General features: G+C 68.1%; 10 protein-coding genes. 3 read left to right on the forward strand and 7 right to left on the reverse strand.

The window, feature by feature from the left end; all coding sequences use genetic code 11:
• Nucleotides 1-200: 200 nt before the first annotated feature.
• From ACO2Q2_RS04340 to ACO2Q2_RS04360, 5 genes are all read right to left on the reverse strand, one after another.
• Nucleotides 201-2,240, reverse strand: a complete 2,040-nt coding sequence (locus ACO2Q2_RS04340) for an alpha amylase N-terminal ig-like domain-containing protein (protein ID WP_423254551.1) — start codon at nucleotides 2,238-2,240, stop codon at nucleotides 201-203.
• 131 nt (nucleotides 2,241-2,371) lie between these two features.
• A complete protein-coding gene (locus ACO2Q2_RS04345; RefSeq protein WP_423254552.1) occupies nucleotides 2,372-4,744 on the reverse strand; it encodes a TIM-barrel domain-containing protein in 2,373 nt (790 codons plus the stop codon).
• A 35-nt stretch (nucleotides 4,745-4,779) separates the two neighbouring features.
• Nucleotides 4,780-6,351 (reverse strand): alpha-amylase family glycosyl hydrolase, encoded by a 1,572-nt coding sequence (locus tag ACO2Q2_RS04350; RefSeq protein WP_423254553.1) that lies wholly within the window; start codon nucleotides 6,349-6,351, stop codon nucleotides 4,780-4,782.
• 282 nt (nucleotides 6,352-6,633) lie between these two features.
• Nucleotides 6,634-8,145 carry a tryptophan halogenase family protein gene (locus tag ACO2Q2_RS04355; protein WP_423254554.1) on the reverse strand — a complete coding sequence of 504 codons (1,512 nt, stop codon included), beginning with the start codon at nucleotides 8,143-8,145 and terminating at the stop codon, nucleotides 6,634-6,636.
• Nucleotides 8,146-8,260: 115 nt separating this feature from the next.
• The gene (locus ACO2Q2_RS04360; protein WP_423254555.1) at nucleotides 8,261-11,164 is read right to left on the reverse strand and encodes a TonB-dependent receptor; all 2,904 of its coding nucleotides are present in this window, start codon (nucleotides 11,162-11,164) and stop codon (nucleotides 8,261-8,263) included.
• A gap of 814 nt (nucleotides 11,165-11,978) precedes the next feature.
• On the opposite strand from ACO2Q2_RS04360, the gene ACO2Q2_RS04365 reads away from it, so the two are divergent.
• A complete protein-coding gene (locus ACO2Q2_RS04365; RefSeq protein WP_423254556.1) occupies nucleotides 11,979-13,595 on the forward strand; it encodes an alpha-glucosidase family protein in 1,617 nt (538 codons plus the stop codon).
• A 153-nt stretch (nucleotides 13,596-13,748) separates the two neighbouring features.
• Here the strand turns inward: ACO2Q2_RS04365 and ACO2Q2_RS04370 are convergent, their stop codons facing one another.
• A complete protein-coding gene (locus tag ACO2Q2_RS04370) occupies nucleotides 13,749-14,504 on the reverse strand; it encodes a molybdopterin-binding protein (RefSeq protein ID WP_423254557.1) in 756 nt (251 codons plus the stop codon).
• On the reverse strand, nucleotides 14,497-15,417 hold the full coding sequence (locus ACO2Q2_RS04375; protein WP_423254558.1) for a cytochrome b/b6 domain-containing protein: 921 nt from the start codon (nucleotides 15,415-15,417) through the stop codon (nucleotides 14,497-14,499). Before ACO2Q2_RS04375 ends, ACO2Q2_RS04370 begins: the two co-directional genes overlap by 8 nt.
• Before the next feature lie 511 nt (nucleotides 15,418-15,928).
• On the opposite strand from ACO2Q2_RS04375, the gene ACO2Q2_RS04380 reads away from it, so the two are divergent.
• Both ACO2Q2_RS04380 and pgi read left to right on the forward strand, forming a co-directional pair.
• The gene (locus ACO2Q2_RS04380; protein WP_423254682.1) at nucleotides 15,929-24,415 is read left to right on the forward strand and encodes a GH36-type glycosyl hydrolase domain-containing protein; all 8,487 of its coding nucleotides are present in this window, start codon (nucleotides 15,929-15,931) and stop codon (nucleotides 24,413-24,415) included.
• A 144-nt stretch (nucleotides 24,416-24,559) separates the two neighbouring features.
• Nucleotides 24,560-26,233 carry a glucose-6-phosphate isomerase gene (gene pgi / locus ACO2Q2_RS04385; protein WP_423254559.1) on the forward strand — a complete coding sequence of 558 codons (1,674 nt, stop codon included), beginning with the start codon at nucleotides 24,560-24,562 and terminating at the stop codon, nucleotides 26,231-26,233.
• Nucleotides 26,234-26,271 lie beyond the last annotated feature (38 nt).

Below are 26,271 nucleotides of genomic sequence, written 5' to 3' on the forward strand. Positions count from 1 at the left end.
GACTTCGCCGCGCCTGGCCTGAGCCTGGCGAAGGGTTCGGGGGGAGCGGGCTTTTTTCGACGTGGCGGGTTCGGCCTGTGGATGTACAAGCTGCGCGGCTGGACCTGATATGGCCACGGGCGGCACCCTTCCACGCGATGCCGCCACCCTGACGAACAGGGCCGCATGTGCGGCCCTGTTCGTATCGCCTTGGAAGATGCCTACTGCGCCAGGATCACGCCGTAGTGCCCGTTGACGCTGACACTCACCACGCCGTTCTTCACGGTGTACTTCGTGCCGGAGAGCAGGTCAGTGACGGTGCTGCCGTTGGTCATGCTCAGCTGCCACACCGGCACGTTCACCGTGTGGCTGGTGCTGTCGTTGTTGAGCGCCACCGCGATGCGATTGCTGGCGTCGAAGCGGCCATAGGCATACAGCTTGTTGGTGTCGTCGGTCAGCAGGCTCATGAACGAGCCGGTGCGCAGCGCCGGATAGGCGTTGCGGATCGCGGTGAGCTTGCCGGTGAGCGCCACGGCGCTGTTGGTGGACGTGCCGGTGTTCCAGTCGAAGGTGCGGCGGTTGTCCGGATCGGCGCCGCCCTGCATGCCGTACTCGTCGCCGTAGTAGATCGTCGGCGTGCCGACGTAGGTCATCTGGAAGATCAGCGCGAGGTAGGTCTTCCAGATGTCGCCGCCGGCGCGGTTGCCGAAGCGGGTGATGTCGTGGCTGGAGAGGAAGTTGCTCATCGTCTGCTGCACGTTGGTCGGGTAGTTGGCCCGCGTGCCGTGCAGCCAGCTGTCGAACTGCGAGGCCGGGATCGAGGCGGCATTGCCGCTGTAGTCCTGGCCGGTGATCCACTCCGACACCGGTTGGGTGAAGCCGTCGTAGTTCATCGCGCCGTCCCACTCGGTGCCGTTGTCGGTCCATGGGCCGGCGTTGCCCCAGAACTCGCCGAGGATGTCGGCGTTGGGGTTGACCGATTTCACCGCGCTGCGCAGCTCGGCCATGATCTGGTGGTTGGTGGCATCGCTGCCGCCGTTGCCGCCGGCGTCGATGTATTGCGCCGCGTCCAGTCGCCAGCCGTCGATCGAGTAGGGCGACTTGAGGTAGGTCTGCACCACCGAGGTGGACGAACCGTAGATCGCGTTGCGCACGGCCGAGCCGCTGGCGCCATAGTCGAGTTTGGGCATCGAGGAGAAGCCGAAGAACGCCGAGTAGGTGTCGGGCCAGCTCTGGAACGTGTAGTAGCCGTAGGTCGGGCTGGACTGCGACTCATAGGCGCCGGTGATGCTGGGCCACCCGTTGTAGCGGTCGAACCACTTGTGGGTGTCGCCGGTGTGGTTGAACACGCCGTCGAGCACCAGGTAGCCCTTAGGCCCGTTGCCGGTGGAGTGGATGTCCGCGCTCAGCGTTTGCAGCGTGCTGTTGCTGCCGAACGCGGGGTCCACCGTCATGTAGTCCTCGGTGTCGTACTTGTGGTTGCTCGGCGAGAGGAAGATCGGGTTGAGGTAGAGGATGTTCGCGCCGACGGTGTTCTTGATGTAGCCGAGCTTCTGGTCGATGCCGGCCAGATCGCCGCCGAAGAACACCGCGGTGTTGCAGCCGCTGACGTTGGCGTAGACGCTGGTACCCCACGCGTGCTGCTCGGTGGCGCAGCCGGCATAGGTGTACTGGCCGTTGCTGACGTCGTTGGCGGTGCTCCCGTTGTAGAAGCGGTCGGGGAAGATCTGGTACATCACGCCGTTCTTCATCCACGCCGGGGTGGTGAAGTTCGGGATGACGAAGAAGTCGCCGGAGCTGGGTTCGGACGAGCTGATGCCCGCGGCGTTGTACCAGGCGGTGGCGCTGCCGTCGGTGATCTTGAAACGGTAGTACTTCTCCGCGGCGCTGGCCGGGATGGTGCCCTTCCAGTAGTCGAAGGTGCCGGTGGCGTCGTTGGACGACCAGCTCATCGCCACAGTGTGGAAGGCGCTGTCGGCGCTGTCGTAGTACTTGATGGTGGCGCTGGTGATGTCGCCTTTGAAGGTGCGGAAGGTGAGCGTCACCGCCTGGCTCGACGTGGGCTCCACGTGGTTGTCGAACAGCGGCCCCTGGTCGTGGAACAGGCCGTTCCACTCCACGTTGTTGTCGTTGCTGGCGGCGCGTGCCGTGACGGGCAGGGCGCCGGCCGCCAGCGTGGCGGCCAGGGCGAGCCAGAGTGCGCGGCGCGCGGTCGTGCGGTGCTGCAGTCCCTCCCGGGAAAACTTCCTGCTTGCGTACATCGACTTTCTCCTCCAGTGATGGCCGGTGCCGGCATGGCACGGGCAAATCGGGAGCAGACGAGGCCGCCGCACGGCCCCCCGACCGCACGTGTGGTGTATCGACAGCTCCCTGCGAAGGGGCGCGCGCGGGCTTACATGGCCGCGTGCCCCCAGACCAGCGCGAGGGTTCGCGCCTGCGCCGCGTTCACCCGGACACAGGTGACCGCGCCGAATCGATCGGTGCCGGTGGTCCAGCCCTCGCCGTTGCCGTCATCGAGCGCATCGACGCTGGCGGCATGCGGCAGCGCCTTGCCGTCGGCAGTCACCGTGGTGGCCGCGCCACCATGCACCTTGAACAGATAGAACTTCAGCGCGGGCGTGAAGCTGCCCTCGACGGCGCCGGTTTCCACCTGCACGCCATCGGCCGTGCGCTGCAGGCTGAGCGGCTGGCGAAAATACGCGCCGTGCTCGTAGGCGTAGGTGGTGCCGTCGTCGTCGTAATAGTCGAACGACGTGCGCTGGGCGGCGGGGAACATCTCCACGTCCACCTGCGTCACCGGATGCTGGCCCACGTAGTCCATCACCGGCTGGGTCGGCACGATGGCGCCGTCGCGCACGAACAGCGGGATGTCGCTCCACTGCTTGGCATCGATCGCCAGCGTCACGCTCCGGCCGCCGGCGTAGCGCTTGCCGGTGAACCAGTCGGTCCATTGGCCGGCGGGCAGATAGATGGTCTTGGACGTCTGGCCCTGCTCGACCACCGGCGACACCAGCAGGCTCTCGCCGAACATCCAGCTGGCCACGTCGTTGCGCACCTTCGGATCGTTCGGCCAGTCGAAGGTGAGCGGGCGCACCAGGCCGACGCCGGTGAGGCGGCGCTGGTCCTCGTAGCTGTAGATGTAGGGGATCAGGCGGTAGCGCAGGCGGATCGCAGCGGCGGCGGCCTTCTCGGCGGTGGGCCCGTATATCCACGGCTGGCGTTTCTGGCTGGAGTCGCCGTGCACGCGGAACACCGGCACGAAGGCGCCGAACTGCACCCAGCGCGCGTAGTTCTCGGGCGTCGGCGTGCCCCCGGTGAAACCACCGGTATCCATGCCCCACTGCATCGCACCCACGTCGATGGCGCTCAGCATGCGCGCGCGCTGGCCGGCCATGCTGGCGAAGCCGGTGTGGATGTCGCCCGACCACATGCCATAGGCGTAGCGCTGCGCGCCGAGGTAGAAGTTGCGGCTGATCGACCACACGCGCTGGTTGGAGATGGCGCGCTGGCCGTCGTAGATCGCGCGCTGCATGTCCAGGTGCTGGGTGTCGATGCCGACGTTGTCCGCCTCGTCGTTCCACCAGCCGACGATGCCGGACTTGAACGCGCTTTTCATGTGGTCGAAGAACCAGATGCGCGCCTTCGGGTTGGCGAAGTCGATCTCGCGCACCGGCTTGCCGGAGAAGTAATCCTTGGTCGGCTTGTTGCCCTTGAGGAAATAACCGCGCTCGGCCGCCTCGCGACCCTCGACGGTGTTCACGTGCACGCGCGGCTTCATGATGCCGGTGAGCTTGATGCCACGCGCGTCGAGCATCTGCTTGAGCTTGCCGCTGGGGCCGTCGGGGAACTTGGTGGTGTTCCAGGTGAACTCGCCCCAGTCGTTGCCCCAGTCCTTCCAGTCGAAGTCCAGCGTGAAGTTGTCGATCGGGATGTGCCTGGCGCGATAGGTGTCGACGATCTGCAGAAGCTCCTTCTCGTCGATGCCCCACTGGCTGTTGGTGAAGCCCATCGCCCACTTCGGAAATAGTGGTGTGTGGCCGCTGACCCTGGCCACGTCGGCGAAGATCTGCTTCGGCGCGCCGGCGATCAGGTAGTAGTCCAGGTCCTTGCGCGAGGTATCGCTGGCGGCGATGCGGGCACCGTCGAGATGGAAGGTGCCGCCCACGGTATCGATCAGTACGCCATAACCGGCGGTGCTCCACACCAGCGGCGCGCCGGCATGGCCCTGTTCGCCCGCGGTGATCTTCTGCGTGCCGCTGCGCAGCAGGCCGGCGCTGGCGTCCTCGGTGGCGTTGTAGCCGCCGATGCCGTAGAGCGGATCGCCCTTGGCGTGATCCAGCGACAGCTTGCCGTCGGCGAGCGCGCCCAGCCCATGCTGGGTCAGCAGCACGTGCCCGGACGCGTCGGAAAACTGCAGGCTACCGTCGCGCGCATCCCAGCGCAGTGTGGCTGCCGCGGTGGACAGCGTGGTGACGCCGCCCGCGGTGCGGGTTTTCACGTCGCTGAGCGTGGCCGGCATCGCCTTCGGGTCGATCACGATGGAGGCGGGACTGCTCTCGCCGTTCGGCAGCACGTGCACGCGCACGGTGTTGGGCGTGATGAAGCCGATCGCGATGCGGTCGCTGCCGTGGGCGAGGGTGAGGCTGCCGTGCGCCACCTGCGCGGTGAATGCGGTATCGGTCGTGGCGGCGGACGCCGGCAAGAGCGCCATGCCGAGGCAGAGACCGAGGGCGAGCGTCAGCTGGCGTGACGTGACGTGGGACATGCGGAAACCTTGCATCGGGGGACGGGAAAGCGGCATCACTGCAGGATCGCCGAGGTGTAGGGCGGCAGCGTGAGCAGGCGGCCATCGAGCGTGGCGCCGGTGCCGGCCTGGCGCGCGATCGTCGAGAACTCCTGCGCGTCGCCGCCGAGCGCCACGGTCTGCGCCTGGCCGGAGAGGTTGTGCAGCACCAGCGCGCGCGAGTCCGCATCTGCCAGCTGCCAGCCGACCACGTGCGCGTTGCCGCTGGCAAAGGCGGTGAGCGCGCCGTCGCGCAGTGCGGGGATCTGCTCGCGCCAGTGGATCAGCGTCTGGTAGCGGGCCAGCAGCGAATCGGGATCGGCCAGCTCGGCCTGCACCGAGACGTCCGCGCCATCGTGCGAGGTCGAGGGTTTCCAGCGGGTCTCGCCGCTGGCCCGTGCGCTGCGCTCCCAGCGCATCGGCTCGCGCAGGTCCGGGTCGGGCTTCACCCCGCGCATGCCCAGCTCCTCGCCGTAGTAGACGAACGGGTGGCCGGGCAGGGTGAGCAGCATTGCCGCGGCCGTGCGCATGTGCGCAGCATCGCCGTCGAGCTGGCTCATCACGCGGTTCTGGTCGTGGTTGGACAGGAACGGCGCATCGCTGCCCGGCCGGCCGGCCGCCGCCGCGAAACCCGCGTAGCGCTGCTGCAGGTGCTCGGCGAGGTCGCCGGCCCGTTCGCCGCGCGCCGCGTCGATCATCCGCGTGGCCAGTGGGAAGTCGAACACCGCGCTCAGCGCGCCGTACCACGGTGCGAGTTGCTGCCAGCGGCTTTCGGTGACCTCACCGACCACGTAGGCGTGCGGGTTCACCGCGCGCACGCCGCGCATGAACTGCCGCCACCACGCGAGGTTCTTCGCCAGCACCGCGGGGTCGCCTTCCTGCGACCTGAAGTCGAGGTAGATGTGACGCGCCGCGTCCAGCCGGAAACCGTCCACGCCCTTGCGCGACCAGAACTGGCCGACATCGACCATCGCCTGGCGCACGGCCGGGTTGTCGTAATTCAGATCCGGCATGCCCGGCGAAAAGATGCCCAGGTAGTGCCGGCCATCCGGCAGCGCCTGCCAGGCGCGGTCGCCCGCGGCGCTGTGCTGGGCCAGGTCGGTGTCGGGAGTGGCCCATTGATACCAGTCGTGGTGCGGGTCGCGCGGGTTTTGTGCGGCGAGGAACCACGGGTGCTGGTTGCTGGTGTGGTTGATCACCAGGTCGATGATCACCTTGATGCCGCGCTGGTGCGCCTCGCGCAGCAAGCGTTCGAAATCGGCCATGGTGCCGTACTGCGGGTTGATCGCCTCGTAGTCGGTGACGTCGTAGCCGTGGTAGCTGGGCGAGGGGTTGATCGGCATCAGCCAGATGCCGCTGACGCCCAGCGATTTGAGGTAGTCGAGCCTGGCGGTGACGCCGTTGAGGTCGCCGATACCGTCGCCATCGGTGTCGTACCAGCTGCGCACGAAGATCTCGTAGTACACGCCGGAACGGGCGGGGCCTGCGGTTGCCGCCACTGGCTGCGGCGGCGGAGCGGGCGCACTGGCGCAGGCAGCCAGGAGCAGGGCGGAGGCGAACAGCGACGCGAGCGCGGTATGGCGGATCAAGCGGTACTCCCCTGGCAGGCGGCGGACAGTGCGAAACGGAGGGCGACATGCACGCGGCGTTCGGACGTCCAAATCGGTCCCCATGGTAGGCCGACACCCGGGGCATGCGGCCGTGCTGCATACGTATTCATCGGCGGCGCCACGCGCTTTTCCGTGGTGCAGTGCGGAAGATTTTCGGGGCCGTCATCCTGCACGCGCCGCAGCGGTGGCGGTCCGTTGCCAGCGAGTGCTCGCGGTGCCGAAGGTCGGTCCGCGGCGGGAGCGTGCGCTGCGCGTCGACGCTCAACCCCCGGTGCGGCAATGCGCGGCCACGAACGACTCGTGTCCGGGAAAGGTCTGCACCGCGCGCTGGATCAGCGTGCGCATGTTTCCCAGGAACGTCTCCAGTTCGGCGGCGGGCAGCGCATCGGCCATCGGGTGGTAGTGCTGCGGCGCGATGCCCTGGCCGATCAGCACCTGCAGCCAGCCGACCTCAGTGAACAGTTCCTCGCCGTGGCGGAAGATCTGCCCGCTCTGGCGGAATAGTTCGACCCGCCGCGCCAGGTGCTCGGGCATGCCGATGGCGCGGCAGTGGCGCCAGAACGGCGTGTCCTCGCGCTCGGTGGCGCGGTAGTGCAATGTCAGGAAGTCGCGCACGCTCTCGTACTCGAGTCGGGTCTGGCGGTTGTACTCGTCGCTCAGCGCGCTGTCGCAGTGGCGGTCGGGAAACAGCGAGATCAGCCGGCTGATGGCGGACTGGATCATGTGGATGCTGGTCGATTCCAGCGGCTCCATGAAGCCGCTGGCCAGGCCCAGCGCCACGCAGTTGCGGCTCCAGCTCCTGCGCCGCATGCCGGTGGTGAAGCGCAGCATGCGCGGCTCGGCCAGCGCCTCGCCGTCCAGGTGCGCAAGCAGAGTGGCGGTGGCCTCGTCGTCGCTGATGTACTCGCTGCAGTACACGTGGCCGTTGCCGTTGCGATGCTGCAACGGAATGCGCCATTGCCAGCCGGCCGCGCGGGCGCTGGCCTGCGTGTACGGCCGCATCGGCGCCACCCTTGCGCTGGCCACGGCCACCGCGCGATCGCAGGGCAGCCACTGCTGCCAGTTGTCGTAGCCGCTCTTGAGGGCGCCCTCGATCAGCAGGCCGCGGAAGCCCGAGCAGTCGATGAACAGATCGCCGTCGACGATCTCGCCGCTGCCAAGCTGCAGCGATTCGATGAAGCCATCCTCGGCGCGCAGGCGCACGTCGACGATCTTCCCCTCGATCCGCTGCACATGACCCGGATCGCAGGTGGCGCGCAGGTACTGCCCGTACAGCCCGGCATCGAGGTGGTAGGCATAGCGCACGCCGGTGAGCGGGCTGCTGCCCACGCGCTCCATGCGGCCGAAGCGCATCTGGCGGCAGGCCTGCGCGTTGATCGAGTAGCTCCACAAATCGGGCGCGTCATTGCCGCGTTGCTGGCGGTCGCGAAGCCAGTAATGCTGGAACGGCACCAGCCCCAGCGGCAGGCCGAGGTCGCCGAAGGCGTGCAGGTAGGAGTCGCCGATGCGCCGCCAGTCGTTGAACTCGATGCCCAGCTTGAAGGTGCCGTGCACGGCGCGCAGCATGGTGTCTTCGTCGATGCCGAGGAACTGGTTGATGTGACGAATCTGCGGAATGGTGGCCTCGCCCACGCCGACCGTGCCGATCTCGTCAGACTCGATCAGGCGGATCGACAGCGTCGGTCCGAACGCCTTGGCAAGCAGCGCGGCGGCCATCCAGCCGGCGGTGCCGCCCCCGACGATGACCACGCGCTGGATCGGATGCGGCTGCATGGTGTTGTCCCGGTTGCGATGAAAGCTGCTGGTTAGCGGCTGACCGGCCGCCTGTCAAAAAAAAAGCCCCGTTGGATGCACTCAACGGGGCCGGTGGGGAGGTAAGCCCTGCGGCTTACTTGAACTTGTAGGAGACGCCCACCTCGTAACGGCGACCGTAGCGCTCCCAGGTCTGCACCTGGCGCGGATCGTTGTTCTGGTACGTGGTGAACACCTTGTTCGACAGATTGGAGCCCTGCGCGATGATCGTCAGGCCGTCCAGCGGGCCGTGGTCGAAGGTGTAGCTGACCTGTGCGTCATACGTGCTGCCGCCACCCACCGTCTGCAGGATGCGCGAGGCACTGATGCCCGACACCTCGCCCAGGAAGCTGGAGCGGTAGCTGTCGCTCACGCGCGCCTCGAAGCCGGCATGCTGGTAGTACAGCGTGCCGTTGGCAACCCACTTGGACAGGCCCGGCACCGTGATCGGTTCGGGATTGCCCGGATAGACCAGCGAGCTCTTGGTGCGGTTGCCGGTGACGATGACGCCGAAGCCGTCCAGTGCCGGCGTGATCAGGCCAGCCGGCAGGTTCAACGTGACCTGTGCACCCTTCACGTAGCCGCGGCCGTCGTTCTGCGGGCCGGACACCGTGCCGAGCGTCGTGCCGAGCTGCGCCAGCTGGGCCGGCGTCAGGCCGAACGGCAGGAACGAGCTGAAGTCGTACAGGAACGCCGAGTTCGGGTTGATGTAGTCGTGCAGGGCGATGAAGTAGCCCGACAGCGCGAAGTAGCCACCGCCGCCGGTACGGCACAGGTCCGAGTTCTTGTTGTCGGCCGAGTTGCAGGCAAAGCCCGACGAGCTGCCCGAGAAGTAGTGCTCGTAGCTGACGTTGTAGTTGTCGGCCATCGTCGGCTTCAGCTTCGGGTTGCCACCCGAGGCGCTGAAGTAGGCCTGGTTCGGATCGGTCGACGTCAGGTGGGTGATGTTGCCGCTCACCGCCAGGCTGGCGTTCATCTGGTCCATGCGCGCACGGGCCAGCGTGCGGGCCGCGCTGACGCGCACGTCGTCGTTGTCGGTGAGGCCGAAGATCAGGTTGGCGCTCGGCAGGTACTTGTTGTAGCTGGTGCTGCCGCTCACCGGGATCAGCGTGATCGCGTTGCCGGTGACCGAACTGCCCGGCGCCACGCGCTCGCCCGACGCACGCTGCGAGGTGTGCTGCATCTGCACGCCGAAGTTGCCGCGCAGCGAGACGTTGCCCAGGTAGGTGTCCAGGTTGAACTGGAAGTACGGCGTCAGCACTTTCTCGCGCACCTTCCAGTCCGGCGGCATCGACAGCGACGACCCGAAGGTCGGCACGCCGACCAGGGTGCCATTGGCGATCAGGTCCAGCGGGTTGTAGCAAAGCTGCTGGCTGATGCCCATCCAGGCCAGCGGGCTGCAATCGGTGCCGCTGTACGGTGCCGAGGTGACCGCATTGCCGCCACTGATGGTGCCGCCGCCCAGGGTCAGGAAGGTCTGGTCGATGTGGTAGGTCTTGTTGCGCGTGCTGTGCGCCACGCCGAACTCCAGGCTGGAGAACGGACCGCTGGCGAAGTCGCGCTGCACGCTCAGCTTGAGGTTGGCCAGGTAGTCGACGGTGTGCGGCGCGTTGATGAAGCCGGCCTGCACCACGTCGTTGCCGCCGCCCCAGCCCTGCGGATCGGTCAGCATCACGCCGTTGGTGTAATCCAGCGACGGGTTGAGGTAGAGCAGGCCGTTGCTGCGCTCGACGAAGCCGATGGTGTCGGTCGCGCCGTTGCTGGCGTAGCCGGTGCCAGAGTAGCTCTCCAGGTTGATGTCGTCGCGGGTAGCGCGGGAGTAGTTGCCCACCAGATCCGCCGACCAGTCATCGTTGAAGTGGAACTTGTTGTCCCAGTTGAAGTTGTACACGCGCGCCGAGGTGGCATTGTAGTCGTTGCGGATCACCGGCTTGACATTGCTGTAGGTGCCGCTGGTGATCAGGCCGTTCTCCACGGTACCGCCCGGCTGCAACTGGGCCGCGCTCCAGAGCAGCGGAAACTCCATGCCCTTGGCCTGCTGCACTTCCTTGAAGTTGGTGTACGTCATGTCGATCGTGCCGGTGTAGTGCTCGTTCGGCTGCCACTGGAACGTGGCGAGCAGACCGTTGCGCTTCATCGTGTCGGAGATGCCGTAGTTCTTCGCGCCGCCCACCACCGCATTGCCGTTGGCGTCGGTCGGATAACCCCAGGGAGCCTGGTGCTCGATCTGCGCCGGGTTCTTCTCGAAATCCACACCCAGCGTGACGCCCACGGTATGGTCGGCGAACTGGTTCACCCACACGCCGTTGAGGTTGTAGCCCCGGTCGCTGACGCCCGGGCCCTTGGACAGCTGCGACATGTCGTTCCAGATGTAGCGCGCGTTGACCGCGGCTTCCGGCTTGTTCTTCTCCAGCGGACGGATGGTCTGCATGTCGACCGTGCCGGCGAGACCCTGGCCGATCAGGTTGGCCTGCGGGCTCAGGTGCACCACCACCGTGTTGAACCAGCTCGACGGGTACTGGTCGAACTGCACGTCGCGGTTGTTGGAGGTGGACACCTGCTGGCCGCCGTTGACCAGCGCGGTGGAGAAGTCCGGACCGAGGCCGTGGATGGTCAGCACCTGCGGGCGACCGCTCACTTCCTGCACGGCCAGACCCGGCAGGCGGCCGAGCGTGTCGGCGATCGAGACGCCCGGCAGCTTGCCGATCTGCTCGGCGGAGACGGCCTCGACGATCGAGTCGGCATTGCGCTTGACCGCGGTGGAGTTTTCCAGGCTGCTGACGAAGCCGTGCACTTCCACGGCCTGCAACTGCTTGGTGGCGCCGCGCTTGGCGTCCGCCTTCTTGCCGTCCTTGCCCTGCGTGGACGAGTCGGTGTTCTTTGCGCTGTCGGTGGACTGCGGGCCGGCTGCCGCCGCGGCATCCGCCTGCGCGTGCGTTGCCACCATGAACATGGCCGATGCCAGCGCCGCGCTGAGCAGATTGCGCTTGAGATTCAACATGTACGCCTCCCCTTGGAAAATCGATTTTGATTTCGCCGGGAGTGCCGTTGGATTCGAATCCGGCCTGCCCGTTGCGAACGACGTTGTGAATGTGCCGTCGGGGCGGGATGTTAGCCCTGCGCCCGGGCATGCAGCGCAAACTTGCATACGTATTCATAACAATCCGTCATGCCGCTATCACATTGTTGCAATTGAAATTTTTTCTTGCGGCGACGCAATATTCATTTGGCGAAAACCGTCAACTTCCATTGCTATTGAAGGATTCCTGTCATTGATGCGTTGCCGCAAATCGGTCGCTGCGGTTGGGGTCCTGTCGACGTCGGTACGCGCTCCGGCGTGGCGACGCGCGACGGCCCGTGCCAGCCAGTTGGCGTGGAGTGGCGGGTTGTCGCGAGAGTGTTTCCCGGGCGGTCCGGGAGGTGTGGCATGGACGTCTGGACGTCCAACTGTCGTCATGTCCTCTCTCTGTCGATGGCGCCATGCCGCGCCGTGTGGATGGCCTGCCGAAACGGCCGGGCCGTTGGGTTGCGTGTCGTTTTCACTCTTGCCACGACGCCACGCGCACTGCTCGTTGAGTACTGCGGATGGGGCCTCCGCGCTGCGGCGCGGAACATGGGTGGGGCTGTCGCGTGCCGGGATCGATGCGGCGACGCACCATGCGCCGCAAGGGCTGCGGGGCATCGACCGTTTGCCATGAATACGTATGCAGGGTGGTCGGAAGCGGGGGGAGGGGCGATTAAGCTGCCCGCCACCGCTGCCTCGCGCAGCACGCGCGGCCCAACCGGGGGCGCCGCGCGGACGTCGGGATCAATGCATGCACAAGCAACCGTGGTGGCGCGGAGCCGTCATCTACCAGATCTACCCGCGCAGCTTCCTCGATACCAACGGTGACGGCGTCGGCGACCTGCCGGGGATCATCGAGCGGCTCGACTACGTGGCCGGGCTCGGGGTGGAGGCGATCTGGATCGCACCGTTCTTCAAGTCGCCGATGGCCGATTTCGGCTACGACATCGCCGACTACCGCGACGTCGATCCGCTGTTCGGCACGCTGGACGATTTCGACCGCCTGCTCGCCAAGGCGCACTCGCTCGGCCTGAAGGTGATGATCGACCAGGTGCTCAGCCACACCTCGATCGAGCACGCGTGGTTCCAGGAAAGCCGGGCCAGCCGCGACAACCCGAAGGCCGACTGGTACGTGTGGGCTGACGCCAGGGAAGACGGCACGCCGCCGAACAACTGGCTGTCGCTGTTCGGCGGTTGCGCCTGGCAGTGGGAGCCGCGGCGCGGCCAGTACTACCTGCACAACTTCCTCACCTCGCAGCCGGACCTCAACTTCCACAATCCGGCGGTGCGCACGGCGATCCTGGACAGCGTGAAGTTCTGGCTCGACCGCGGCGTCGACGGTCTGCGCCTGGACGCGATCAACTTCTGCTTCCACGACGCGCAGCTGCGCGACAACCCGCCCAAGCCGCCGTGCGAGCGGGTGGGCCGCGGCTTCAGCCCGGACAACCCGTACGCGTTCCAGCGCCACTGGTACAACAACACGCAGCCGGAGAACCTGGCGTTTCTGGAGGAGCTGCGCGCGCTGCTGGACCGCTACGATGACGTGGCCGCGTTGGGCGAGATTTCCTCGGAAGATTCGCTCGCCACGATGGCCGAGTACACCTCGGGCAGGCGCCTGCACATGGGCTACAGCTTCGAGCTGCTCACCGACGATTTCAGCGCCGCGTACATCCGCGGCACGGTCGAGCGGCTGGATGCGCAGATGACCGAAGGCTGGCCGTGCTGGGCGATCTCCAACCACGACGTGGAGCGCGTGCTGTCGCGCTGGGGCAACGGCGACGCCTCGCCGCGGCTGGCCAACCTGCTCACCGCGATGGTCTGCTCACTGCGCGGCTCGGTGTGCGTGTATCAGGGCGAGGAACTGGCGCTGACCGAGGCCGAGGTGCCGTACGAGGCGCTGCGCGATCCCTACGGCATCGCCTTCTGGCCCACCTTCAAGGGCCGCGACGGCTGCCGCACGCCGATGCCGTGGAACGATCGTCCGCATGCCGGTTTCAGCAGCGCGCCGCCGTGGCTGCCGGTGCCGGTGGACCACGCGTCGCGCTCGGTGCAGCATCAGGAGACCGACCCGGCCTCGGCACTGCACGGCTTCCGCACCTTCATGCACTGGCGTCACCGGCAGCCGGCGCTGTGCAGGGGCGACATCCGCTTCGTCGATGCGCCCGAGCCGGTGCTCGCGTTCACCCGCACGCTCGATGGCCAGACGGCGTTTGCCGCCTTCAACCTGGGCGCGCAGCCGGTGTCGCTGGACGTGTCGGCACTGGGGACGCTGGTGCCGCTGGAAGGCCATGGGCTGGCACAGGGCACGCTCTCTGGTGGCACGCTGCAGCTGCCCGCGCATGCGGTGATGTACGCCCGGGTCGACTGAGCGGCGCCGGATCCGCAGCGAGCCGCCTGTAGGAGGGGCCTTCGGCCCCGACGCTCCGGCCATGGCGCAGAGCGTCGCGACTGAAGTCGCTCCCACAGCTGAGGCGGGTTATCTGTGGGAGGGGCTTCAGCCCCGACGCTTTCCCGAGATCACTCAGATCCCCGCGTACCACTCGTAGCCGTAGTCTTCCCAGTAGCCGCCCTTGCCGCCGGCGATGTGCTCGAACGAATCCACCAGCTCGATGCGGGCGATGTACTTGGCCTGCTTGTAGCCGAGCTGGCGGCTCACCCGCAGGCGCAGCGGGGCGCCGTTCTTGATCGGCAGCGGCTGGTTGTTGAGGCCCCAGGCGAGCAGCGTCTGCGGGTGGCGGGCTTCGGGAAGGTCCACGCTCTCGTAGTACGGCTCGCCGGGGTCCATCTCGTCGTAGCAGTGGAATACCACGTAGCGCGCGCCGGCTTTCACGCCCACCCGGTCCAGCACGTGCGACAGCCGCGTGCCGTGCCACTTGCCGATCGCGCTCCAGCCTTCCACGCAGTCGTGGCGGGTGATCTGCGCCACCTGCTCGATCTGCCTGAGGTCGTCGATGGAGAACGACAGCGGACGATCCACCAGCCCGCCGACCTGCAGCCGGTAGTCGCGGAAGCCGTTGGCCAGCAGCGCCTGGTAGGCCTCGGTGGTGGGCATGGCGGTGCCGTTGGAGCGGAACACCGGCGAAAGGTCGGCCTCGGTGTACTCCTTCGCCATCGCGCTGGACGGCGCCAGCAACGTCTGCACGCGGCGGTTGAGGCCCTGTGCCTTGTTCAGCACCTTCGGGCCCCAGTCGCTCTGCGAGATGCGGTCGCAGCCAGCGACGATGACACCGGCGGTGCCCATGATGGCCATGCGAATGAAGGAGCGGCGATCAGTCATGGTCTTTCTCCGCGTCGGCGGCGACGGTGTCGGCGGGCGGCGTGAGGTCCACCTTGTACCAGCCGGTGATCATCCCGCGCAGCTGGTTGAACGCGCCGCTGATCAACACCTCGAACACGTGGATCAGCACGAAGGCGACGAAGCCCCACGCGATGATGAAGTGGATGGTGCGCGCACTCTGCCGCCCGCCCACCGCCTCCACCAGCGGCGACAGCACCGCGTCCAGGCGTGGCGACATCGCCAGCCCCATCAGCACCACGCCGATGCCGAACACGAAGATCACCACGAGGTAGGCCAGCCGCTGCAGGATGTTGTAGCGCAGGGCTTCCGCGCCGTGCGGATGCTTGAACTTGAGGTGGTCGACGATCGAGCGGCCGATGCCACGCCAGTCGGCGCGCGTGGGAATCAGGTCGCGCTGCAGGTGTTTCTTCGCAATCGAGTAGCCCAGGTAGCACAGGCCGTTGAGCACGAAGATCCACGCGAAGAAGAAGTGCCACTGCCGCCCCATCGCCAGCCAGCGCGAGCCGGGCACGGTGAGCCACGAGGGGAAGCCGCGCACCCGCGGCGTGCTGTCCGGCCCGTCGGACACGCCGAGCACGCCGGTGGTGATGAACTCGTGCCGGCCCAGCCGGGTGACTCCGACCAGCTGCCCGTTGGCATCCCGCCGCGCGTCCAGCGAGAGGATTTCCTTGCCCGGATCGGAGCGGTTGCCCCAGTACAGGCTCGGGTGCGCATTGAAGATCTGCAGGCCGCTGAAGAACATGATCGACAGCGCGACCACGTTGACCCAGTGCATGATGCGGATTGGCCAGGTGTGGCGGTAGACCAGCCGGCTGCATATCTTGCCGGCCGCCGCTGCGGTGGTCATGGAGGGCGACGCGGCATCGGTCGTGCTTTCCAGATGCACGTTCATGGTCTCCCCCAGTCGGAACGGCCGAATCGGCGGATGCGGCTTAGTGTAGCGCCGCGTGAAACTGCTCATGTGCCCCCTCGCGGACGCTGGTTGTCGTAAGCCGGGCCGCGCGGCCGACGCGGCGCGCCTCGCAGGTGCGCTGGCCAGTGCCAGGGCTTCCGGGCATGGTCTGTTGCAACCCATTCGGTGCAAGGCGGACGGCGGTTACACCGGCACGTCGAGTGCGCGTGGCAGGCCGGAACCCGGATTTCACGCACAGGAGCGTATTCATGCCGGGTTGGCCGGGCGATTTCGCTGGAGGTCGCCGCTGCGCCATGACTGCCAACGCCCGCGGCCGCCGTGTCGACGCCGACAGCATCTTCCACCGGAGCCGAGCGTCTTGAAGATCGAGCAAAGATCGACCTTTCACCCCCCGGTACGCACCACGTCGACCGCCACCCGCGACGGCTCGCTGGCCGGCCACGAAGGTGAAGAACCCACCCTGCGTGGCGAACTGTTCAGTGCCGAGCAGATGGAGCTGCACGGCGTGCTGCTGGCACGACGGCACCGGCTCAGCCCCCGCTCCACCTCCGATCGCCTGCTGCGCCGGCTGGACGAGAACGACCGCGTGCTCGCCGAGGCCTGCGAGGCACTCACGGCCGCCTCGCAGGCCAGTCGCCGCGTATCGCCGGCGGGCGAATGGCTGCTGGACAACTACTACTTGGTCGAGGAGCAGATCCGCACCGCCCAGCGACATCTGCCCAGAGGCTACAACCGCGAGCTGCCGCGGCTGGCCGACAGCGGTGACGAGGGCTGGCCGCGTGTGTACGAGCTGGCGCTGGAAATCATTTCGCACGGCGATGGCCGGGTGGACGACGACAGCCTAGGCCGATTCATCACTGCCTATCAGGGCATCCAGCCGCTCACGCTCGGCGAGCTGTGGGCAATCCCGATCATGTTGCGACTGGCGTTGATCGAGAACCTGCGCCGTGTGGCCGCACGGGTGATCGCCGATGGCAACTATCGCGAGATGGCCCGCCAATGGGCCGACACCATCACCGAGATCGCCGAGCACGATCCCAAGAGCGTGGTGCTAGGTGTGGCCGACATGGCGCGTTCGAACCCGCCGATGGCCAGCGCGTTCGTGGCCGAGCTGGCGCGCCGGCTGCAGGGACAGGGCCCGGGCCTGGCGATGCCGCTGAGCTGGCTGGAGCAGCGGCTCGCCGAGAGCGGCTCCAGCGTCGAGCACCAGGTGCAGATCGAGGCGCAGCAGCAGGCCGCCGACCAGGTGTCGATCGGCAACAGCATCGGCAGCCTGCGTCATCTGGCGGCGGTGGACTGGCACGCCTTCGTCGAGCGCCTGAGCGTGGTGGAGAATCTGCTGCGCAGCGACCCGGCCGGCATCCACGCGGCGATGGACTTCGCCACGCGCGATCACTATCGCCATGTGATCGAACGCCTGGCGCGGCGCAGCGGGCGCTCCGAGCCGGACGTGGCGCAGAGCGCGCTGGCGCTGGCGCATCGCGCCGCGGCGGTGGATGCGGCGCCGGGCATCGAGGCGCACGTGGGCTACTATCTCGTGGACGACGGACGCGCCGAGCTCGAACGGGTGGTGAAGCTGCGCTCCGGTCCGCTGGCGCGGTTCGGCCGGCGCGTGGCGCACGCGCCGCTGCCGGCCTATCTCGGCCTGATCGCGTTGCTGACCGTGCTGTTGGCCGAGCCGCTGCTGGAGGCCATGGTGCAGAACCATGCGCCGCTGTGGGCGCTGCTGCTGCTGGCGCTGCCCGCGCTGCTGGTGGTGAGCCAGCTGGCGACCGGGCTGGTGAACTGGCTGGTGACCGTGTTCGCGCCGCCGGCGCTGCTGCCGAAGATGGATTTCTCCGAAGGCCTGCCGGACCACGCGCGCACGCTGGTGGTGATCCCCAGCCTGTTCGCAAGCCTGGACGACGTCGACGAACTGGTCGATGCACTGGAAGTGCGTTACCTGGCCAATCGCGATCCCAACCTGCACTTCGGCCTGCTCAGCGATTTCACCGACGCAGTCACCGAAACCACGCCGCAGGACGCCGCGTTGCTGGCGCGGGCCAAGGCGCGCATCGAGACGCTCAACACGACCTACGCCGGCGGCACCGGCGAGCGGTTCTTTCTGTTCCACCGACCGCGCGTCTACCACGCACCCGATCGCCTGTGGATGGGCCGCGAGCGCAAGCGCGGCAAGCTGGCCGACCTCAACGCCCTGTTGCGCGGCGGCGGACACGAGCCGTTTGTGCTGATCGTCGGCGAGTTGGCCGCGTTGCACGGCATTGCCTACGTGATCACGCTGGATTCGGATACCGAGCTGCCGCGCGACGCGGCGCGGCGCTTCGCCAGTGCCATGGCCCATCCGCTCAATCGCCCGGTGTACGACGCCGCGCGCGGTCGCGTGGTGCGTGGCTACGGCATCCTGCAGCCGCGGGTGGGGGTGAGCCTGCCCAGCGCCGCGCGTTCGCGCTATGCGCAGCTGTTCGGCAGCGAGGCCGGCATCGATCCGTATACGCGCATGGTGTCGGACGTCTACCAGGACCTGTTCGGCGAAGGCTCGTTCATCGGCAAGGGCATCTATCACGTCGATGCGTTCCGCCTGGCGCTGGAACAGCGCTTTCCCGACAACGCCATCCTCAGCCACGACCTGATCGAGGGCGCCTTCGCACGCGCCGGCCTGCTCTCCGACGTGCAGCTGTACGAGCCATATCCGTCGGGCTACCTGGCCGACTGCCAGCGGCGGCATCGCTGGATCCGCGGTGACTGGCAGATCCTGCCGTGGCTGTTGCCGCGCGCGCCCGGGCCGCACGGCTGGCAGCGCAATCCGCTGTCGGCGCTGTCGCGCTGGAAGATCCTGGACAACCTGCGCCGCAGCCTGGTGCCGGCCGCTTTCGTGCTGCTGTTGCTGGTGGGCTGGCTCGGTGTGGCGCAGGTAGTGTCGTGGACGGTGGCGATCCTCGGCCTGGTGGTGCTGATGCCGGTGCTGGGCACCATGCTGGTGCTGGTGCAGAAATCGCCCGATGTGCTGTGGCGCGCACATCTGCGTGTGGTGCTGCGCGCAGGCATCGCGCAGGGCATGCGTGCGGGATTCTGGGTGATGACGCTGCCGCACGAGGCGCTCTACAGCCTCGATGCGGTGATGCGCAGCCTGTGGCGGATGGGCGTGAGCCGGCGCCATCTGCTGCAGTGGCGGGCGTCGCGCGACTGCACGCAGGATGCGCGCGGCCCGTTGGCGCAGGTGCTGCGCCGGATGTGGATCAATCCTGCGCTGGCGATCGCCGCGGCGGTGGCGCTGGCCGTGCTGCGCCTGCCGGCGCTGCCGGTGGCCGTGCCGTTGCTTGCGCTGTGGGCGCTGGCGCCGGGGCTGGTATGGTTTTCCGGCCAGCCGCGTCGGCGCGAGGTGTTCGCGCCCACTGCCACTCAGCAGCGCTTCCTGCGCATGCTGGCACGGCGCATCTGGGGCTTCTTCGAGGTGCACGTGGGCAGCCACGACAATGCGCTGCCGCCGGACAACATGCAGGAGCATCCGACCGAGGCGATCGCCCATCGCACCTCGCCGACCAACATCGGGCTGGCGCTGCTGTCCAACCTGGCCGCCTACGACTTCGGCTACATCACCGCCGGCCGGCTGATCCAGCGCACCGCCGACACGCTGCACACCATGCAGGGGCTGGCGCGCTACCGCGGGCATTTCTTCAACTGGTACGACACCGTATCGCTGCAGCCGCTGGCGCCGCAGTACGTGTCGAGCGTGGACAGCGGCAACCTGGCCGGCCACCTGCTGACCCTGCGCCCCGGGCTGCTCGCCCTGATCGACGCGCCGGTGTTCCATTCGCGCCTGCTCGACGGCCTCGCCGACACCCTCGACCTGCTGGCCGGCGCGAGGCCGGACGACGACTTCCTGGTCGCCGCCTGTGGCGAGTTGCTGCAGCGACTGGACGAGGCGCGCGAGGCGCCGCCGCGCACGCTGGTGCAGGCCCGCGATGCGGTGCGTCCGATCCACGCCGGCGTCCTCGCCATGCGCACGCACGTGCCGGCCGACGATGCGCGCGACGAGGCCGCACTCTGGTACGGCCGGCTGGTGGAGCAGGTGGGCGATGTGTTCGGTGAGCTGGACTATCTGTCGGACGCCGCGCCGACGGCGGGCATGCCCACGCTGCGCCAGCTCGCGACGTACGCGGCGCCGATGGCTCCGGGAACCGACTGCGTGGCCGATCGCGCTTGCGCGCGCGTCGGCGAGCTGGGCCAGCTCGCCCGCCTCGCCGGCGACATGGCGGTGATGGATTTCAGCTTTCTCTACGACCGCCGGCGCGACCTGCTCAGCATCGGCTACAACGTCGACGAGCGTCGCCTCGACGCCGGCTTCTACGACCTGCTCGCCTCCGAGGCGCGGTTGGCCAACTACGTGGCGATCGTCCAGGGCCAGTTGCCGCAGGAGAGCTGGTTCACGCTGGGACGCCTGCTCACCACCACCACGCGCGGTCGGCCGGTGCTGCTGTCGTGGACCGGCTCGATGTTCGAATACCTGATGCCGATGCTGGTGATGCCTAGCATCGAGGGCACGCTGCTGGACGAGACCTGCCACGCCGCGGTGGCGCGGCAGATCGAGTACGGCCAGCAGCTCGGCGTGCCGTGGGGCGTGTCCGAGTCGGGCTACAACACGGTCGACGTGCAGCTCAATTACCAGTACCGGGCGTTCGGCGTGCCCGGGCTGGGCCTCAAGCGCGGGCTGGGCGACGACGTGGTGGTGGCGCCCTACGCCAGCACCATGGCGATGATGGTGGCGCCCGCCGCGGCCTGCGCCAACCTCGAACGACTGGCGCAGGAGGATCGCCTGGGCCGCTTCGGTTTCTACGAGGCGATCGACTACACCCCCGCGCGCCTGCCGCACGGCCAGAGCGCCGTGGTGGTGCGTTCGTTCATGGCGCACCACCAGGGCATGAGCCTGCTGTCGCTGGCCCACGCGCTGCTGGACCAGCCGATGCAGAAGCGCTTCGAGGCCGATCCGCAGTTCCGCGCCGGCGCGCTGCTGCTGCAGGAGCGTGTGCCGGAGACGGCGGCCGAATACCGCCATGCCACCGGCTTCCCGATCCAGCCGGTGGACGCCGCCACAGCCGAAGGCACGCTGCGCGTGTTCACCGATCCGGACATGCCGCGCCCGGCCGTGCAACTGCTCTCCAACGGCCGCTACCACGTGATGGTGAGCAGCGGCGGCGGTGGCTACAGCCGTCTGCGCGATATGGCGGTGACGCGCTGGCACGAGGACATCAGCAGCGATCACTGGGGCCAGTTCTGCTACCTGCGCGACGTGGAAACCGGCGCGTTCTGGTCCACCGCGCACCAGCCCACGCTGCACCAACCGGAGCATTTCGAGGCGATCTTCTCCGATGCGCGCGCCGAGTTCCGCGTGCGCGAGCGCGATTACGACGCGCACACCGAGATCGTCGTCTCGCCCGAGGACGACATCGAGCTGCGTCGCGTGCGCCTGACCAACCGCGGCCGCACCGCGCGCACCATCGAGATCACCACCTATGCCGAGGTGGTGATTGCGCCGGCGGCGGCCGACGCAGCGCACCCGGCCTTCAGCAACCTGTTCGTGCAGACCGCCTGGCTGCCCGCGGCGCAGGCGCTGATCTGCACGCGCCGGCCGCGCTCGGCCACCGAGGCGGTGCCGTGGATGTGTCACCTGATGGCGGTGCACGACGCGCGGGTGGAGTCGCTGTCGTACGAGACCGATCGCGCCGCCTTCATCGGCCGCGGCCGCAGCCTGGCCCGGCCCAGGGCGCTGAGCGACCGGCTGCAGGTGCAGCTGGGCAACAGCGACGGCTCGGTGCTCGATCCCATCGTGGCGATCCGCTGCCGCATCACGCTGGCACCGGAGCAGTCGGCCACCATCGACATCGTCACCGGCGCGGCCGACAGCGATGAGGCCTGCCGGCATCTGGCCGAGAAGTACCGCGACCGCCACATCGCCGACCGCGTGTTCGACCTGGCCTGGACCCACAGCCAGGTCTTGCTGCAGCAGCTCAATGCCGGGCCGGGCGACGCGCGGCTGTACGAGCGCATGGCCGCGTCGATCATCTACGCGAACACTTCGCTGCGCGCCGAGCCGGGCGTGCTGCAGGCGAACCGGCGCGGGCAGTCCGGGCTGTGGGGGCAATCAATTTCCGGCGACCTGCCGATCGTGCTGCTGCGCATGACCGACCCGGCCAACATCGAGCTGGTGCGCCAGCTGGTGCAGGCCCATGCCTACTGGCGGCTCAAGGGACTGGCGGTGGATCTGGTGATCTGGAACGAGGATCAGGCCGGCTATCGCCAGCTGTTGCAGGACCTGATCATGGGTCTGATCGCCTCGGGTACCGAGGCGAGCCTGATCGATCGTACCGGCGGCATCTTCGTGCGCCCCGCACAGCAGCTGTCGGTGGAGGATCGGGTGCTGGTGCGCTCGGTGGCACGGGTAGTGCTCAGCGATACCCGCGGCTCGCTCGCCGAGCAGCTGTCGCGACGCCGGGTGGAACCACCACTGCCGCGCTTCGATCCCACCCGCATCCATCTGCCCGAGCCGGTTGCCACGGACGCCACCGTCGACCCGCAGCTGGCCACGTTGCAGCTGGCCAACGCCTACGGCGGCTTCAGCGCCGATGGAAGCGAGTACGTGATCGTGCTGCTCCCGGGCAGCCCCACACCCGCGCCGTGGTGCAACGTGCTGGCCAATCCCGGCTTTGGCTGCGTGATCTCCGAGAGCGGCGGCGCCTGTACGTGGAGCGAGAACGCGCACGAGTTCCGCCTCACGCCGTGGCACAACGATCCGGTGACCGATGCCAGCGGCGAGGCGATCTACCTGCGCGACGAGGAGAGCGGTCACTATTGGTCGCCCACGCCGCTGCCGCGTCGCGGTACTGGCCGCTACGTCACGCGCCACGGCTTCGGCTACTCGGTGTTCGAGCACGTCGAGGACGGCATCGAATCGGAGCTGTGGGTATACGTGGCACTGCATGCGCCGATGAAGTTCTCGGTGCTGCGCCTGCGCAATACCACCCGCCAGCCGCGCCGGTTGTCGGCCACCGGCTACGTGGAGTGGGTGCTGGGCGATGTGCGCGCGAAGTCGGCGATGCACGTGGTCACCGAATCGGACCCGGCCACTGGTGCACTGTTCGCCCGCAACGCCTACCAGATGGACTTCAGCGGCCGGGTGGGCTTCTTCGACGTCGACGGCGGCGCGCGCAGCGTCACCGGCGACCGTCGCGAGTTCCTCGGCCGCAACGGCAACATGCGCGCGCCGGCGGCGATGGGGCAGGGCGGCTTGTCCGGGCGGCTCGGCCCGGGGCTGGATCCCTGCGGGGCGATCCAGGTGCCGTTCGAGCTGGCGCCGGGCGAAACGCGCGAGGTGGTATTCCGGCTCGGCGCCGCGCACGATCAGTCGGTCGCCAGCGACCTGGTGCAGCGCTTTCGCGGCTCGGCGGCGGCGGCCGCGGCGCTCGACGAGGTGCGCATGCACTGGCACTGGACGCTGGGCAAGGTGCAGGTGCGCACGCCCGATCCAGCCGTGAACGTGCTCGCCAATGGCTGGCTGATGTACCAGGTGATCGCCTCGCGCTTCTGGGCGCGCAGCGGGTACTACCAGTCCGGCGGTGCATTCGGTTTCCGCGACCAGCTGCAGGACACCATGGCGATGATCCACGCCAGCCCGTACAGCGCGCGCCGGCATTTGCTGCTCAGCGCGGCGCACCAGTTCGTCGAGGGCGACGTGCAGCACTGGTGGCATCCGCCCATGGATCGTGGCGTGCGCACGCACTGTTCGGACGACTACCTGTGGTTGGCGCTCGCTACCAGCCACTACGTGCTCGCCACCGCCGATACCGGCGTGCTGGACGAGCGCGTGGCCTATATCGAAGGCCGCGCGGTGAAGCGCGAGGAGGAGTCGTACTACGACCTGCCCACGCACTCCGAGCAATCGGCCACGCTGTACGAGCACTGCGTGCGCGCCATTGAGCATAGCCGTCCGCGCGGCCCGCACGGACTGCCACTGATCGGCACCGGAGACTGGAACGACGGCATGAACCGCGTCGGCGAGCGGGGACGTGGCGAAAGCGTCTGGCTGGGCTTCTTCCTGCACGAGGTGCTCAACCGCTTTGCCGTCACCGCGCGTCGGCATGGCGACGCGCCATTCGCCGAGCTGTGCGAGATGGAGGCGGCGGCCCTGCGCGATGCGCTGGAAGCCCACGGCTGGGATGGAGCCTGGTATCGCCGCGCCTATTTCGATGACGGCACGCCGCTGGGTTCCAGCGCTAACCTCGAATGCCGCATCGACTCGATCGCACAGAGCTGGTCGGTGCTGTCCGGCGCGGCGCCGGACGCGCGCCGGCGGCAGGCGATGGAATCGCTCGACACGCACCTGGTGAAGCGGCGTGCGGGGCTGATCCAGCTGCTGGAGCCGCCGTTCGATCGTTCCGACCTCGACCCGGGCTACATCAAGGGCTACGTGCCGGGCGTGCGCGAGAACGGTGGCCAGTACACGCACGCCGCGGTGTGGGCCACGATGGCCTTCGCGGCGCTCGGTGACGGTGCCCGCGCGTGGGAGCTGCTGGGCATGATCAACCCGGTCAACCACGGCAGCGGCGCGGGCGACATCGAGGTGTACAAGGTGGAGCCCTACGTGGTCGCCGCCGACGTCTACGGCGTGCCGCCGCACCAGGGGCGCGGCGGCTGGAGCTGGTACACCGGCTCGGCCGGCTGGATGTACCGGCTGATCGTCGAGTCGCTGCTGGGCCTGCGCATCGAGGGCGAGACCCTGCGCGTGACGCCGGTGCTGCCGCCGGGCTGGAGCGGCTTCGAGCTGGCGTACCGGCATCGCGAAACCGACTACCGCATCATCGTGCGACCCGGCGACGTGGCCGGCGCGGCGCCGCGCATCGTCGTCAACGGTGTGCCGATCGAAGGCGAGGTGGTGGCGCTGGTCGACGACGGCGGCGAGCACCGCATCGAGATCGCGCCGTGAGGCCTTGACGCTGCGTGCGCGCACGATCCGGATCATGCCCCGGGCCAAGCGCCGCGATGCGCGGCGCTTGGCGTTAATCTAGACATCCAACTGATCTTGTGCCGGCACCGCGCCGGTCTCCCTTCCACGACGACGGAACGCCCCGTGACCGCTTCTCCGACTCCCGACCTGACCCGGCTCCCGCAATGGCAGGCGCTGCGCGCCCACCACGAGCGCAACGGCGCGCGCCACCTGCGCGAGCTGTTCGCCGCCGACCCCACCCGCGGCGAACGCCTCACCGCCGAGGCGGCCGGGCTGTACATGGATTACTCCAGGCAGCGCGTCGATGACGAGACGCTGCATCTGCTGTGCGGCCTGGCCGTGGCCTGCGGCCTGGAGACGCGCATCGCGGCGATGTTCGACGGCGAAAAGATCAACGTCACCGAAGACCGCGCCGTGCTGCACACCGCGCTGCGCGCGCCGGCCCACGCCAAGGTGACGGTGGACGGCGAGAACGTGATCCCCGCCGTGCACGCGGTGCTGGAACGCATGGCCGCCTTCGCCGACAGGCTGCGTGGCGGTGCGTGGCTGGGCCATACCGGCAAGCGCATCCGCAACGTGGTCAACATCGGCATCGGCGGCTCGGACCTCGGCCCGGTGATGGCCTACGAGGCGCTGCGCCACTACAGCGATCGCGAGCTGACGTTCCGCTTCGTCTCCAACGTGGACGGCATCGACTTCGTCGAGGCCACGCGCGACCTGGATCCGGCCGAGACGCTGTTCATCGTCTGCTCCAAGACCTTCACCACGCTGGAGACGCTGGCCAATGCGCAGGCAGCGCGACGCTGGTGCCTGGCGGCGCTTGAGGACGAGGCGGCGATCGCCCGGCACTTCGTTGCGGTGTCCACCAACGAGAAGGAAGTGGCGAAGTTCGGCATCGACACCGCCAACATGTTCGGCTTCTGGGACTGGGTCGGCGGGCGTTATTCGATGGATTCGGCGATCGGCCTGTCGACCATGCTGGCGATCGGACCGGACGGCTTCGGCGACCTGCTCGCCGGCTTCCACGCGATGGACGAGCACTTCCGCAGCGCGCCGCTGCAGCGCAACCTGCCGGCGCTGATGGGGCTGATCGGCCTCTGGAACACCAACTTCCTCGGCGCCGAGACGGTCGCCGTGCTGCCCTACGAGCAATACCTCAAGCGCTTTCCCGCCTACCTGCAGCAGCTCACGATGGAGAGCAACGGCAAGCGCGTGACGCTGGACGGGCGCGCCGTGGACTACGCCACCGGCGCGATCTACTGGGGCGAGCCGGGCACCAACGGCCAGCACTCGTTCTACCAGCTGATCCACCAGGGCACGCGGCTGATTCCCTGCGACTTCATCGGCTTCGGTCGGCCGCTGACGCCGCTTCGCCTCCCCGACGGCAGCGATCAGCACGATCTGCTGATGGCCAACCTGATCGCCCAGGGCGAGGCGCTGGCCTTCGGCAAGAGCGCCGAGGAAGTACGCGCCGAAGGCGTGGCCGAGGCGCTGGTGCCGCACAAGACCTTCCCGGGCAACCGGCCCAGCACCACGATCCTCGCCGAACGGCTCACCCCGCACGTGCTCGGCGCGCTGGTGGCGCTATACGAGCACGCCACCTTCGTGCAGGGCGTGGTGTGGGGCGTCGACTCGTTCGACCAGTGGGGCGTGGAGCTGGGCAAGGTGCTGGCCAGGCGCACCGCCGCCGAGCTCAGCAGCGAGACCGAGCCCGAGCTCGGCCACGACAGCTCCACCAACGCGCTGATCCGCCGCTACCGCGCACTGCGCGACGGGCGCCCGGTGGACCCCGCGTAACACCCCTGGCCCCCGCGTGATGCCCCTGTAGGAGCGCA

Origin of the sequence: Dyella sp. KRB-257 (assembly GCF_049445995.1) — a bacterium.
GTDB lineage: Bacteria > Pseudomonadota > Gammaproteobacteria > Xanthomonadales > Rhodanobacteraceae > Dyella_A.